Below are 13,145 nucleotides of genomic sequence, written 5' to 3' on the forward strand. Positions count from 1 at the left end.
CTCGCGGCAAATCAGCAGTCCCTAATTTATACACCCGGCATTTCAACCTGCCCGCAACGCCGTTCAAGACACAACTCCCAGCCTCATCCCGCCCCGGCGGGCCTCACCCACAGACCACGGAGACACCCATGAGCCTCCTGCCCTGGCACAGCCTTTCCCTCAACCCGCTGGCTGCTTTTGGCATCCTGCTGACGCTGGGCGTCATCGGCGGCCAGATCGCCAACCGTGCCGGACGCCTGCCGGCCATTACCGGCTACGTATTGACCGGCCTGATCATCGGCCCAGCCAGCTTGCACCTGCTCAACCAGGAATTGCTCAGCGCCGCCGACCTGTTCGTCAACCTGGCATTGGGACTGGCACTGTTTGAAAGCGGTCGCCGGGTCGACCTGCACTGGCTGCGCGTGGAGCGCACCTTGCTGCTGACTACGCTGTGCTATTGCCTGGCGGTGTTTGCCGCGCTGTGCGCACTGCTATTGCAAGGCGGGCTGGGCTGGCAGGCCAGTAGCATGATGGCCGCACTGGGCATGGCCACCTCGCCTATCGTCATTCTGGAGATGCTGCGCGAAACCCGTGCCGAGGGGCAGGTCAGCGAAAGGCTGACCACGGCCACCGCATTATCCAGCCTGCTGTCGGTCATCGTATTCGCCATCGCCCTGGGCTCGGCCCACCTGCAGAACCAGCACAGCACCGAAGATGGCATCCTGTCGCCGGCCTGGCTGATTCTGGGTTCCAGCCTGCTCGGGCTACTGGCCGGCCTGCTGGCCATTGCCCTTAATCGCTGGCTGGGTAGCCAGCGACGCCAACAGCAGACCGTGCTGCTGTTTGGCCTGATCGCCCTACTGGTGGGGCTGTCGGTCATGCTGAACACCCTGCCCTCGCTGGCCCTGCTGGTCTTCGGCCTGGCCACGCGCAATCTACGCGGCGGACACACGGTGAGCGAGCCGGGCCTGTTAAGCGGCAGCCATTTTTTCTTTGTTGCCTTTTTTGTTGCCGCCGGTGCCCAGCTGGCACCGCAGACGCTGGCCACTTACTGGCCACTGGCCTTGGCCTACCTGCTGCTGCGCTCGGCCATCCCCATGCTGTTCTGGTGGCTGCTGGCACCGCAAAACTGCCTGAGCCGCCGACGTGGCCTGTGGCTCGGGCTGGCGCTCAACCCGCTGTCCGGCGGCAGCGCCATGTTAATGGGAATGAGTACGCTGGCACTGGGCACGGACGCCACCGCCTTTACCGGCACCATGATGGCGGTTTTTGTCATCAGTGAACTGGCAGGCCCCCTGCTAACCCGTCTGGCGCTGCGCCAGGTTGGCGACATTCCATCGGAGGACTGACATGCTGCACTTCAACAACAGCACCCCGCTGACACTGGGCGTGGAACTGGAACTGATGATCCTCAACCGGCGCGACTACAACCTGACGCGCGGCTCGGACGACTTGCTGCTACTGATAGACCGCCAGCCGCACGGTTATGACATCAAGCCGGAAATCACCCAGGGCATGATCGAAATCGGCACGGCCATTCACCAGGGCAGCGACACCATGCTGCAGGAGCTGCAGCAGATTCGTGCCCTCTTGGTCAGCAGCGCCCAAAAGCTCAATCTGGGTCTGGCTGGGGGTGGCTCTCATCCTTTCCAGCACTGGAGCGACCAGCAGATCTACCCCAAGGAGCGCTATCAGCTGGTTTCCGAGCTGTACGGCTATCTGGCCAAGCAGTTCACCGTGTACGGCCAGCACATCCACATCGGCTGCCCGGATGGCGATGCTGCCATCCGCCTCAGCCACTATCTGGCGCGCTATATCCCGCACTTTATCGCCCTGTCCGCGTCCTCGCCCTTCTATCAGGGCATGGATACGCTGTTCCAGACTTCACGCCTGACCAGTGTCAACGCCTTTCCCCTGTCCGGCTGCATGCCCTGCGTGGAAGACTGGGCACAGTTCAATGATTATTTTCAGCACATGGCCGAGCTGGGCATTGTCGCCAGCATGAAGGACTTTTACTGGGACATCCGTCCCAAGCCGGAGTATGGCACGGTGGAAATCCGCATCTGCGATACCCCGCTGGACATCGTCACCCCCACCCTGCTGGCGGCTTACGCCCAGATGCTGGCGCATCGCTGCCTGGCTGAGGAATGGCACGACATTCAGGCCGCGCACTACCATACCTATAACTACAACCGCTTCCAGGCCTGCCGTTTTGGCTTTGATGGCGTACTGGTCGATGGCGCGGCACGGCAGCAAATCAGCCTGCAGGAAGACCTGCTGAGCACGCTGAACGCCCTGCAGCCGCAAGCCCGGGCACTGAACTGCGAAAGCGAACTGGGCCAGCTGCGCGAGCGCACGCTCAAGCGCCAGTCGGATAGCCAGTGGCTGCGCGCCATCTACCGCGCCAGCGGTTCCTTGTCCGAAGTGGTGCGCCGCCAGAGCGAGCACTGGATGTATGGCAGCAGCGCCTGAACGCCGACGCGCGCGCTACCCCGCAGTGCAATGCAGCAGACATCGCCGCGCTCAGCAGCTAAACTGGCGGCTTAGCGTCCCAAAGCCTCGTCATGCCGCTCGAACTGCCCGAACACCGTAATCCCGATCTTCCCACGCGCTGGTGCATTTTCGATGGCCCGCGCCTGCTACTGCAAAATCAGGCCCTGCCCGGCGATGCCGCCCGCCACTGGCCGCTGGCCAACCGCCTGTTCATCGACCAGCAGCAAGGCAGCAATCTGTACGCCGCCGACCTGATCGGCCCGCCCCCGCCCGACTGCGAATGGCTGCCGCTGCGCGCCGCCCTGATGGCGCTGCCGCCGGAGCAAACCGCCGGCATCGCCCGTGCTGCGCAGCTGCGCCAGTTTCAGCACACTCACCGTTTTTGCGGCCACTGCGCCAGCCCGCTGCAACAGCATGGTCATGACCAGGGCAAACACTGCCCCGGCTGCGGCCAGCTCTACTATCCACGACTGTCGCCAGCCATGATGGTGGCGGTGTATCGCGGCCAAGAGCTGCTGCTGGCACGCAGCCCGCACTTCCTGCCCGGCGTGTACAGCGCACTGGCCGGCTTTGTCGAACCGGGCGAAACCGTGGAGCAATGCGTACACCGCGAAACCCTGGAAGAAGTGGGCGTGCGGGTAAAAAACCTGCGCTATGTCTGCTCGCAATCCTGGCCTTTCCCGCATTCGCTGATGCTGGCATTCACTGCCGAATATGATGGTGGCGACATCCGCCCGCAGCCGGGAGAAATCGAGGACGCAGGCTGGTATCACATTGACGCCCTGCCCACCATCCCGGCCCAGCTGTCAGTGGCCTACCAACTGATTCGCCACACCAGCGACTGGCTGCACCAAACACAAGCCTGAGCAGTCGTCATACAAAAGGGGAGCCGTCGGCTCCCCTTTTTTGCTCACGGCACACCGCAGACTCAGGCAGACAGCACGCTGCTTTCGATCAACTGCAGCAAGCGACCCAGCGCCGTCAACACAGTCTGCTGCCGCACCGCCGCCCGGTCGCCAGCAAAGTGGCAGACAAAAGCCTGACTCAGTCCATCCGGCCCGGCCAGCGCCAGCCACACCGTGCCCACTGGCTTGGCTGGAGAACCACCACCCGGACCGGCAATGCCGGAAACAGCCACCGCCCAATCAGCAGCGGCACGCTCACGCGCTCCAGCAGCCATCTGCCGGACCACGGCCTCACTGACGGCACCGTGCTCCGCCAGTGTAACGGCCTGTACCCCCAGCAGATCCTGCTTGGCCTCATTGCTGTAGCTGACCAGGCCATAACCGAACCAGGCCGAGCTACCCGCAATATCGGTCAGCGCGGCGGCGATCATGCCGCCGGTGCAGGATTCTGCCGTGGCCACTGTTTCGCCTCGTGCCAGCAGCTGCTCGCCCAGTTGTGCCGCCAGCGCGGCTGCCTGCTTATCCATGCACGCTCCTGAAATATTCAATCAAACCGTGGGTTGAGCTGTCGTGCGCAGCTGGTGCGGCGGCAGCGGCATCCAGCTCGGGCAGGATGCGCCGGGCCAGCTGCTTGCCGTATTCTACGCCCCATTGATCGAAGGAATTGATGCCCCAGATCACCCCTTGCACAAAGACCTTGTGCTCATACAAGGCCAGCAGCATGCCCAGGGTGCGGGGCGTGACCTGGTCCAGCGCAATGGTGTTGGAGGGCTGATTGCCCGGAAACAGCTTTTGCGGCAGCAGCATGTCCAGCTCTTCGCCCGGCAGATCGGGCAATTCAGCCATGACCTCGGCCTCGCTCTTACCGCGCATCAGCGCCTCGGACTGGGCAAAGCAATTGGCCACCAGCACACGGTGCTGCTGCTCCAGCCCGTAATGACCGTTCATCGGCACGATGAAATCACAAGGCACCAAGCGGGTGCCCTGATGCAGCAGCTGGAAAAAGGCATGCTGGCTGTTAGCCCCTTCCTCGCCCCAGATCACCGGCCCGGTATCAAAATCCAGCGGCGCGCCAAAACGCCCCACCCGCTTGCCGTTCGACTCCATGTCCAGCTGCTGGATATGCGCCGGCAAACGGCGTAGGCCGTGGTCGTAAGGCATGATGGCGTGGGTATGCGCCTGATAGAAGGTGTTGTACCAGATGCCGATCAGCGCCAGCAGTACCGGCATGTTCTGCGCCAGCGGCGCATTGAAGAAGTGCTCATCCATGGCATGCGCGCCATCCAGAAACTGGCGAAAGCTGTCGTAGCCCACGGCCAGCATCACCGGCAGACCAATGGCCGACCAGACCGAATAACGCCCGCCCACCCAATCCCAAAAGCCGAACATGTGTTCGGTATCGATGCCAAAAGCCTGCACGGCCGGCGCATTGGTAGACACGGCAACAAAATGCCGGGCAATGTCGCCCTGGCTTCCCGCCTGCAAAAACCAGGCCTTGGCCGCCTCGGCATTAAGCAGGGTTTCCGGCGTGGTAAACGACTTGGACGCCACCACAAACAGCGTGGTGGCCGGGTCCAGCTGCTCCAGCGTACGCGCGATATGCTGGCCATCGACATTGGAGACAAAATGCACCTTCAGCGCGGGATGGGCATAGGCCGACAGCGCCTCTTTCACCACCAGCGGCCCCAAATCCGAGCCGCCAATACCCAGGTTCACCACATCGCGTATCGGCTGGCCGGTGTAGCCCAGCCACTGCCCGCTGCGTACCTTGTCGCTGAAAACCCGCATGCGCTGCAGCACGGCATGCACCTCGGGCACGATATCCTGCCCATCCAGCAGCAGGCTGGCCGACGCGGGCAGACGGAGCGCGGTATGCAGTACAGAGCGCCGTTCGCTGACATTGATGCGCTCACCGCGGCGCATGCGCTGCATCCAGCCTGACAGGTCCGCCTCGTGCGCCAGATCGATCAACAGCTCCAGCGTGCGTTCGGTGATACGGTTTTTCGAGTAATCCAGCAACAAGCCATCCAGCTGCAAGGAAAAACGTTGAAAACGCTGGGTATCGGTCTGGAACAATTCACGCATCTGCATGAAACGGGTGGCACGCTGATGCTGGTGCAGCCTGGCCCAGACGGGGCTGTGATTGATACCGGTTTTGCTGTCGTCAAACATGGTCGTGAGATGGCTGCATTCAAAAATGGAATTGGATTGTGCTTTAATCACCCCGCCACCGATGGCCGGGCTGGCAAGAATAAAGGGGACTGACGTCCCCTTGGCAAAATGCATGTTACCACTGTAGTGCCAGCACTACATCACACCTTGAGAAAGTGCTCGCGGTAGTATTTCAGCTCTTCGATGGATTCCTCGATATCCGCCAGCGCTTCGTGCTTGCCGCGTTTCACCACGCCACGCGCCACCTCTGGCCGCCAACGCTTGCACAGCTCCTTCAGCGTGGACACATCCAGATTGCGGTAGTGGAAATACTCCTCCAGCTGCGGCATCCAGCGCACCATGAAACGGCGATCCTGATGGATGGTATTGCCGCACATCGGCGTGGTCCGGGCCGGCACATACTCGGCCATGAAGGCCAGCAACGTCGCCTCGGCCTCGGCCGCAGTCAGGGTAGAAGCCTTGACCTTGGCAATCAGGCCGCTCTTGCCGTGGGTATTCTTATTCCAGTCATCCATGGCGTCCAGCACGCTGTCCGGCTGGTGGATCACCAGCACGGGCGATTGCCCCAGCACATTCAACTGGCTGTCGGTGGCAATCATCGCCACTTCGATAATGCGGTCGGTTTCAGGATTCAGCCCGGTCATTTCCATGTCGAGCCAGATGAGGTTGTTCTGATCTTGTGCCATACTGTCCAATCTTTGCGAAACCCAAGCATTTTCCTTCATTGCCGCCGCGGCGGCAAACCCACCTGCGTAAATCATGACCGAGGCATTCCGCTATCTCTTTCTGGGCGCTCTGGCGCTGACCCTGATTCTCAAATTGTGGCTGGGCTTGCGCCACATCCGCCATATTGCGCGCCATCGCGCCCGCGTACCGGCAGAGTTTGCCGACGCCATCACACTGCAGCAGCACCAGCATGCCGCCGACTACTGCATGGCCAAAACCCGGTTGGGCTTGCTGTCCAGCTGCATCGACACCGCACTGATCGCCAGCCTGACGCTGGGCGGTGCACTCGACTGGCTGGCACGGCAGATTAGCGGCCTGGCTCTGGGAGAAATCGGCAGCGGCCTGCTGCTGGTCGTGGCCCTGACCCTGCTCACCTCCGCCATCAGCCTGCCCATCTCGCTGTATAGCACTTTCCGTATCGAGGCGCGCTTCGGCTTCAACAAGATGACGCTGGCCATGTTTGTGCTGGATGCCATCAAGGGCAGTGCCATCGGCGCGCTGATCGGACTGCCCCTGCTGGCGCTGGTACTGTGGCTGATGGCCCAGGCCGGGCCGCTGTGGTGGCTGTGGGTGTGGCTGGTATGGTCGGCCTTCCAGTTATTGATGGTGGCACTCTACCCCACACTGATCGCCCCCTTGTTCAACCGCTTCCTGCCGCTGGAAGACCTGGAACTGAAACAGCGCATCGAAGCCCTGCTGGCACGTACTGGCTTTACCAGCCAGGGCGTGTTCGTGATGGACGGCTCGCGCCGCTCCAGCCATGGCAATGCCTACTTCACCGGTTTTGGCAGCGCCAAGCGCATCGTGTTTTTCGACACCTTGCTCAAGCAGCTGTCGGCAGAGGAAATCGAAGCCGTACTGGCGCACGAACTGGGCCATTTCAAACGCAAGCACATCGTCAAGCGCATCGGTTTTGCCTTTGCCCTGTCGCTGGGCTTCCTGTTCATACTGGGTCAATTGCTGCATGCCGGCTGGTTCTACCAGGCATTGGGCGTCAGCACACCCAGCACCGCCATGGCACTGATCCTGTTCTTCCTTGCCGTGCCGGCTTTTACTTTTCCGCTGACACCGCTGTCCAGCCTGCTGTCGCGCCGTCACGAATACGAGGCTGACGAATTTGCCGCCAGCCAGTCCGATGCGCACCATCTGGTCGCCGCACTGGTCAAACTCTATCGTGACAACGCCTCGACCCTGACACCAGACCCGCTGCACTCGGCGTTTTACGACTCCCACCCACCGGCGAGCCTGCGCATCGCCCATTTGCAAGGAGCCCGTCCATGAATCTGCTCGCCCTGCATTGCGAGGCCCAGCACGGCAAAAGCCCGCTGGATGCCAGCACCATCAATCAATTCCTGACCACCCTACCTGGCTGGGAAGTCAAAGGTATCGAGCTGTGCAAGACTTTCCGTTTTGACGACTATTACCAGACCATGGCCTTTGTAAATGCCCTGGCCTGGATTGCCCATCAGGAAGACCATCATCCCGACATGTCGGTGCACTACAACCGCGCCGTGGTGCACTTCAGTACCCACGACGCCGGCGGCCTGACCCTCAACGACTTCATTTGCGCGGCGAAAACCGAAGCGCTGCAAGGCCGGGCATGAGAGCAGCCATCGGACAGATCATCCGCAGCCATGGCCGCCGCTTCATCGTGGAGGCCGAAGGCCAGACCTACGGCTGCTCCACCCGCGGCAAACGGGTGGACTTCGCCTGCGGCGACCGCGTGGAAATCCTGATTCAGAACAAGGAACAGGCCGTCATCGAGGAAAGCCTGCCACGCAGCAGCCTGCTGTACCGTCAGGACGACTGGAAGACCAAGGTGATTGCCGCCAATGTCAGCCGCATTCTGTTTGTGATTGCCGCCGTTCCCAGTCCCAACGAAGAACTGCTCAATCGCTGCCTGATTGCCGCCGAGGCCGCCGACATCGACCCAGTCATCCTGATCAACAAGGCCGACCTGCCGGAAACCGCAGCGCTGATCGAGAAGCTGCAGCCCTATGCCGCGCTCGGCTACAAGATGATCACCCTGTCGGCCAAAGAAGACATGAGCCCGCTGCTGCCGCTGCTGGATGGTGAAACCTGCGTCTTTGTCGGCCAGTCCGGCATGGGCAAGTCCACCCTCACCAACGCCCTGCTGCCCGAGGCCAACGCCCGTATCGGCGATATTTCCGAAGCACTGGATTCCGGCAAGCACACCACCACCCACGCCACGCTCTATCATCTGGATACCCTGTCGGCGGGCAGCGACCTGATCGACTCCCCCGGCCTGCAGGAATTCGGCCTCAAGCATTTGCAGGCCACCGACCTGCTGCACTACTTCCCGGAAATGCGCCCGCTGATCGGCCAATGCCGTTTCCACAACTGCACCCACCGCAAGGAGCCTGATTGCGCAATCAAACAGGCCGCAGAAGATGGCACGATATCCCGGCAAAGACTGGATTTACTACAACGTTTAAGTAATGAATTGTTAAATCATTCTGCATAAAACGTTTTGTCATCTGGCCTGTTTACAATTCGGTGCAGGACTCATATTCTGGTAAGAAAAAAGTCATATCAGACTTCAGATCAGCGAGTTTTTCGCCCCAACAAAGACAAGGAGCCAGCATCATGACAAAACGCATCGCACTCGTAACCGGAGGCATGGGCGGCATTGGCACCGCCATCTGCAAGGCTCTGGCCGAATCCGGCCACACCGTCATCACCACCTACAGCAAGCCGGGCAAGGAACAGGCCTGGCTGGCCGACATGAAGGGCATGGGCTTTGCCGACATCCACGCCTACCAGTGTGACGTCACCGATACCGCAGCCTGCGCTGCCATGCTGGCAAAGGCCCAGCAGGAAGTCGGCGCAGTGGATGTACTGGTCAACAATGCCGGCATTACCCGTGATGGCACTTTCAAGAAACAAACCAAGGATGACTGGGACGCGGTCATCAAGACCAACCTGGATTCGCTGTTCAATATGGTGAAACCGGTGCTGGACGGCATGGTGGAGCGCGGCTTTGGCCGCATCATCAATATTTCCTCGATCAATGGCCAGAAAGGGCAGTTTGGCCAGACCAACTACTCCGCCGCCAAAGCAGGCATGCATGGTTTCACCATGGCGCTGGCACAGGAAGTGGCCCGCAAGGGCGTCACCGTCAACACCATCTCCCCGGGCTATATCGCCACCGACATGGTGATGGCCGTACCGGAAGAAGTACGCAACAAGATCGTCGCCAACATCCCGGTGGGCCGCCTGGGCAAGCCGGAAGAAATCGCCGGCCTGATCAACTACCTGGCCTCCGATGTTGCCGGTTTCATGACCGGTGCCAACCTGGCCATCAATGGCGGCCAGCACATGATGTAAGCCGGATTCCACAAGGGATACCGCACAAAAACCCGGCATCGCGCCGGGTTTTTTATTGCCCTCTTCATGCGCGGCATTCTGCTATGCTGACGGCCTTGAATTTCACATCAGAGCAAGATATGGCTGAACATTTGACCATTCAGGGCGAAACCAAGGAAGAAAAATACCAGACCCTGCTGCCGCAAACACAGGCACTGGTGCAATACGAAGACGACCAGATTGCCGCACTGGCCAATCTGGCTGCAGCACTGCACGCCAGCTTTGACTGGTTATGGACCGGCTTTTATCTGGTCAAGGGCCAGCAACTGGTGCTTGGCCCCTTTCAGGGGCCAATTGCCTGCACCCGCATCCCGCATGGCAAGGGGGTATGTGGCAGCGCCTGGGCACAAAACCGCACGCTGATCGTGCCGGATGTCGATGCCTTTCCCGGCCACATTGCCTGCTCATCCAGCGCCCGCTCGGAAATCGTTGTCCCCGTACGCAATGCAGCCGGCGAAGTGGTCGCGGTGCTGGACGTGGACTCCGCTCAACTCGACCAGTTCGACGCCATCGACGCACAATATCTGGAAACCATCTGTCTGGCGCTGCGACACCTGTTTTAGCCCAAAAAAAGCAGATGCGTAAGGCATCTGCTTTCAGGCTGCTGACAAAGTAAACGGGGGCGATTTCACCGGACCCGGCAAAGCCGGGCCTTTCTGCTCACTGTATTGATCCGGCGGCCTTCCCATTGATTCCCCTTCCCCCCGCCCTTGCCCTGCGAGGGAGCCTCGCTTTCTTTGCAGAAAGCGAGATGGGTGTGTCAATAAGCTGAAAAGCAGATGTGCCATGCATCTGCTCTTCAACCATCCATTCAGGCCAGGGGCAATTGCAACTGCCGGCTGACCCACTCGCGCATGCCAGCCTCATCCAGCACAGCCAGATCCTGACGCGCATCATGCATGGCAGAGGCCAGCCGCTGCAATTGTCGCTCCAGCCCCGCCGCCATCTCCCCAGCCAGCCGCGCATTTTCTCCAGCCATATCCAGCAATCGGGCATTGGCCTGCTCCCCCAGCACCGACTGGCGCTCGGCCGCCTGTTGCAACTCGATATTGCGCTGCTCCAGCATTTCCAGCCGCGCCGCCTGCTTGCCGGATTCGCGATCCCGCTCGGCCAGTCGCTCACGCCACACCTGCTCCACCTGCAATACCTGGCGCCGCGCCGCCTGCAACTCCTCCTGCAAGGCCGCCGTCGCCAGCTTCATGGCCTGGCGCTCCTCCTCGACCTGCTCATACAGGCGTAACCGCAAGCCTTCCAGCCGCTCATAAGCCAGGCTCTCACGCCGCTCGGCCTCCTGCCGTGCCTCTTGCAGCCTTTGCTCATGCCGCGCCTCCAGCTCGGCCACCCGCTCATCACTATCTCGGCGCACTTGCTGCGCCTCCAGCCTGCTGGCTTCCAGCTGCTCACCCAGCCGCTGGCTGTTCGACTCCAGCAAAACATGCCGCTGCTCGGCAGACTGCAGCTTGCCGTCCAGCTCCTGCAGACGGACTGCCCGCAGCTCCAGCTCACGCAAGGCTGACTGCAAGGAAGCCTGTGTGGTTTCCAGCTGGGCCTGGGCCGCCGCCTGTGCCTGGAGCGAATCCGCCACTTGCTGCTCGGCCTCTTGCCGTACCGCTTCCCATTGCTGTTCGGCCGCGGTGCAAGACTGCTGCCAGATCAAGCCGAATGCCTCGGCCAGGCCGGCAGGCCAATCCGGATGACGGGCCGAACTGGCCATACGCGCCAGAAACTCCTGCCGCCACTCCTTGAGTGTGTTGTTGATGGTGGTATTGGAACCGGTACCCAAGCGGCTGCGCACCTCCACCACGGTAGGCCACACCCCTTCCCCCACCAATTCAAAAGCCACCTGCCGAATGCGTGAATAGATGTCAGTTGCCATGCCAACCATACCATTTCAGTTGAATGAGCACATTTTATCACAAGCATAAAATATTATTTATTACGTATTACATTATTTTATTACACAATCGCTACAATTATTTCCGATTACTGTACTTATCGGATGTTTCTTTCAGAAAATTTCAAAATACCAGCCACCATGCAGCAAGCCCCTCCTTCCCAGAGCCCTCTTGCCGACCCTTCTTTAGACACCGCAAGCCAGCATCAATGCATGATCGATGCCGACCGCACACCATCCTGCATAACAACACCCCACACCAAAGCCACCAGCAACGGCCCCCTCCAAAAACAAAAAAGCCCGGCATGCAAGCCGGGCCTTACCAAGCACCACTTCACATCAGGCCGAAGCATCTCCCGCCACCTGGCGCAAATCCGCCACCATCTGCGACAAGCGATTCTGCAGATCCGAAATATCCGCCTGCGAGTTCAGCAACTCATCCACCCCCTCATCCAGCGCCCGATTGAGCACATTCTCCTGATTCGTCGTCAACATCATCGACACATAAGCCGCATCCACCCGTTGCCGCACATTTTCCAGCGCAATGCGACTGGAAACCTGGTTATCCCGCTGCGCCCTGTCCACCTCTCCCAGCACCTCGGTCATGCGCAAGGCCAGCCGCACGATTTCCTCATCACGATTCCGCGCCAACTCCAGCGCAGCCAGCGCACCAGCATGCACATCTGCCGTTTCCACCAGCATGGTCAGGTGATCACGCAAGCGGCCGCAGCGATCCTCATCCCCCAGCGGCATGTCGCGCACCAGCAAGGACACCACCGGATAGTTGATCACCATGCGCGCCTTGAACTGCACCAGACGCCCCATGCCGACCAGATGATCCATCACCGACAGCTCCAGCGGGCTAGCCTCACCACCGCGACAACGCGTTATCCCACCGGTCGGCACGCGCACCTGCACGCAAGACTCCAGCCCATACAGCGCCACACCAGCCACCATGGCATCCGCCAGCTCCAGCACCGTGGATGCCGTACCCAAACGCTTCACCACCTCCAGCAAGGCCCCCATCTCGCTCATGCTCTGCATGGCGGTCATGGCAGCACAGCTGGCATCACGGGCCAATCCATTCAGCCTGCCACGCTCAACAGTGGAGTCAATCAGCCGCTGCAACTTCGCTACCAGTTCCGGCGCAGAAAACGGTTTGACGACATAATCCTCACCCCCAGCCTCGTAGCCGGCCAGTCGGTCTTCTATCTCCTCGCGCGCCGACACAAATACGATCGGCACCTGCGCAAACTCTTCATTTGCCCGGATGCGGCGGCAAGTCTCAAAGCCATCGATGCCGGGATGCATTTCCACATCCAGCAAGATGGCTGCCGGACGCACCTCACTCAGCATCGCCAGCGCCTCCTCGCCGCTACTGGCATCCACCACCTCAAAGCTACGCGACAAGCCCATTTTCAGCAGCCGCCGCACCGTCTCCACATCGTCCACCACCAGTATTTTTGCTTTTTCGTTCATGCCTGAAACACCTTTTCCCCTTACCTATCTAAGTACTCAGTCTCTCTTCTATAGCTGCCAACACCAGTCCTATTCAAGCGACATCAGCAAAGTCAGCTGGACTAGGGCCT

Annotated in this window: 13 protein-coding genes; 8 read left to right on the forward strand and 5 right to left on the reverse strand. The window is 60.5% G+C overall.

The genetic code is table 11. The features are described 5' to 3' along the window. Positions 1–128: 128 nt before the first annotated feature. The 3 genes from FAZ30_RS16855 to nudC all read left to right on the forward strand — a co-directional run bounded on the left by FAZ30_RS16855 (position 129) and on the right by nudC (position 3,338). The gene (locus FAZ30_RS16855) at positions 129–1,328 is read left to right on the forward strand and encodes a cation:proton antiporter (protein ID WP_137009900.1); all 1,200 of its coding nucleotides are present in this window, start codon (positions 129–131) and stop codon (positions 1,326–1,328) included. Between the two features lies 1 nt (position 1,329). Further along, on the forward strand, positions 1,330–2,451 hold the full coding sequence (locus FAZ30_RS16860; protein ID WP_124643993.1) for a YbdK family carboxylate-amine ligase: 1,122 nt from the start codon (positions 1,330–1,332) through the stop codon (positions 2,449–2,451). Between the two features lie 92 nt (positions 2,452–2,543). After that, entirely contained in the window at positions 2,544–3,338 is a 795-nt protein-coding gene (nudC, locus tag FAZ30_RS16865; RefSeq protein WP_137009901.1) for an NAD(+) diphosphatase, read from the forward strand. Positions 3,339–3,400: 62 nt separating this feature from the next. Here the strand turns inward: nudC and FAZ30_RS16870 are convergent, their stop codons facing one another. The 3 genes from FAZ30_RS16870 to orn all read right to left on the reverse strand — a co-directional run bounded on the left by FAZ30_RS16870 (position 3,401) and on the right by orn (position 6,235). Continuing rightward, positions 3,401–3,904 carry a CinA family protein gene (locus FAZ30_RS16870; RefSeq protein WP_124643991.1) on the reverse strand — a complete coding sequence of 168 codons (504 nt, stop codon included), beginning with the start codon at positions 3,902–3,904 and terminating at the stop codon, positions 3,401–3,403. Then, positions 3,897–5,549: a glucose-6-phosphate isomerase gene (gene pgi, locus FAZ30_RS16875; RefSeq protein ID WP_137010250.1), complete on the reverse strand. Its 1,653-nt coding sequence runs from the start codon at positions 5,547–5,549 to the stop codon at positions 3,897–3,899. Before pgi ends, FAZ30_RS16870 begins: the two co-directional genes overlap by 8 nt. 140 nt (positions 5,550–5,689) lie before the next feature. Next, positions 5,690–6,235: an oligoribonuclease gene (gene orn / locus FAZ30_RS16880; protein WP_137009902.1), complete on the reverse strand. Its 546-nt coding sequence runs from the start codon at positions 6,233–6,235 to the stop codon at positions 5,690–5,692. Between the two features lie 73 nt (positions 6,236–6,308). Here orn and FAZ30_RS16885 point away from each other — a divergent pair, with 73 nt between their 5' ends. From FAZ30_RS16885 to FAZ30_RS16905, 5 genes are all read left to right on the forward strand, one after another. Next, complete coding sequence (locus FAZ30_RS16885) at positions 6,309–7,556, forward strand: M48 family metallopeptidase (protein WP_137009903.1); 1,248 nt, start codon at positions 6,309–6,311, stop codon at positions 7,554–7,556. Beyond that, entirely contained in the window at positions 7,553–7,879 is a 327-nt protein-coding gene (locus FAZ30_RS16890) for a 4a-hydroxytetrahydrobiopterin dehydratase (protein ID WP_137009904.1), read from the forward strand. Before FAZ30_RS16885 ends, FAZ30_RS16890 begins: the two co-directional genes overlap by 4 nt. Next, positions 7,876–8,760 carry a ribosome small subunit-dependent GTPase A gene (rsgA, locus tag FAZ30_RS16895; RefSeq protein WP_124643987.1) on the forward strand — a complete coding sequence of 295 codons (885 nt, stop codon included), beginning with the start codon at positions 7,876–7,878 and terminating at the stop codon, positions 8,758–8,760. The genes FAZ30_RS16890 and rsgA overlap by 4 nt, the downstream gene beginning before the upstream one ends. Before the next feature lie 122 nt (positions 8,761–8,882). Beyond that, on the forward strand, positions 8,883–9,623 hold the full coding sequence (gene phbB / locus FAZ30_RS16900; protein WP_124643986.1) for an acetoacetyl-CoA reductase: 741 nt from the start codon (positions 8,883–8,885) through the stop codon (positions 9,621–9,623). A 119-nt stretch (positions 9,624–9,742) separates the two neighbouring features. Next, on the forward strand, positions 9,743–10,225 hold the full coding sequence (locus tag FAZ30_RS16905; RefSeq protein WP_137009905.1) for a GAF domain-containing protein: 483 nt from the start codon (positions 9,743–9,745) through the stop codon (positions 10,223–10,225). Between the two features lie 248 nt (positions 10,226–10,473). On the opposite strand, the gene FAZ30_RS16910 is transcribed toward FAZ30_RS16905, so the two are convergent. Beyond that, complete coding sequence (locus FAZ30_RS16910; RefSeq protein WP_168190872.1) at positions 10,474–11,538, reverse strand: DNA-binding protein; 1,065 nt, start codon at positions 11,536–11,538, stop codon at positions 10,474–10,476. A gap of 357 nt (positions 11,539–11,895) precedes the next feature. Continuing rightward, complete coding sequence (locus tag FAZ30_RS16915) at positions 11,896–13,035, reverse strand: response regulator (RefSeq protein WP_124643983.1); 1,140 nt, start codon at positions 13,033–13,035, stop codon at positions 11,896–11,898. Between the last annotated feature and the right edge of the window lie 110 nt (positions 13,036–13,145).

This window comes from Aquitalea aquatilis (genome assembly GCF_005155025.1).
GTDB classification, from domain to species: domain Bacteria; phylum Pseudomonadota; class Gammaproteobacteria; order Burkholderiales; family Chromobacteriaceae; genus Aquitalea; species Aquitalea aquatilis.

Coding starts and splice junctions, on each gene's coding strand:
- nudC (WP_137009901.1), top strand. CDS start 2,544: ATGCCGCTCGAACTGCCCGAACACCGTAATCCCGATCTTCCCACGCGC.
- phbB (WP_124643986.1), top strand. CDS start 8,883: ATGACAAAACGCATCGCACTCGTAACCGGAGGCATGGGCGGCATTGGC.
- FAZ30_RS16890 (WP_137009904.1), top strand. CDS start 7,553: ATGAATCTGCTCGCCCTGCATTGCGAGGCCCAGCACGGCAAAAGCCCG.
- FAZ30_RS16905 (WP_137009905.1), top strand. CDS start 9,743: ATGGCTGAACATTTGACCATTCAGGGCGAAACCAAGGAAGAAAAATAC.
- FAZ30_RS16885 (WP_137009903.1), top strand. CDS start 6,309: ATGACCGAGGCATTCCGCTATCTCTTTCTGGGCGCTCTGGCGCTGACC.
- FAZ30_RS16860 (WP_124643993.1), top strand. CDS start 1,330: ATGCTGCACTTCAACAACAGCACCCCGCTGACACTGGGCGTGGAACTG.
- orn (WP_137009902.1), bottom strand. CDS start 6,235: ATGGCACAAGATCAGAACAACCTCATCTGGCTCGACATGGAAATGACC.
- pgi (WP_137010250.1), bottom strand. CDS start 5,549: ATGTTTGACGACAGCAAAACCGGTATCAATCACAGCCCCGTCTGGGCC.
- FAZ30_RS16855 (WP_137009900.1), top strand. CDS start 129: ATGAGCCTCCTGCCCTGGCACAGCCTTTCCCTCAACCCGCTGGCTGCT.
- FAZ30_RS16915 (WP_124643983.1), bottom strand. CDS start 13,035: ATGAACGAAAAAGCAAAAATACTGGTGGTGGACGATGTGGAGACGGTG.
- FAZ30_RS16910 (WP_168190872.1), bottom strand. CDS start 11,538: ATGGCAACTGACATCTATTCACGCATTCGGCAGGTGGCTTTTGAATTG.
- rsgA (WP_124643987.1), top strand. CDS start 7,876: ATGAGAGCAGCCATCGGACAGATCATCCGCAGCCATGGCCGCCGCTTC.
- FAZ30_RS16870 (WP_124643991.1), bottom strand. CDS start 3,904: ATGGATAAGCAGGCAGCCGCGCTGGCGGCACAACTGGGCGAGCAGCTG.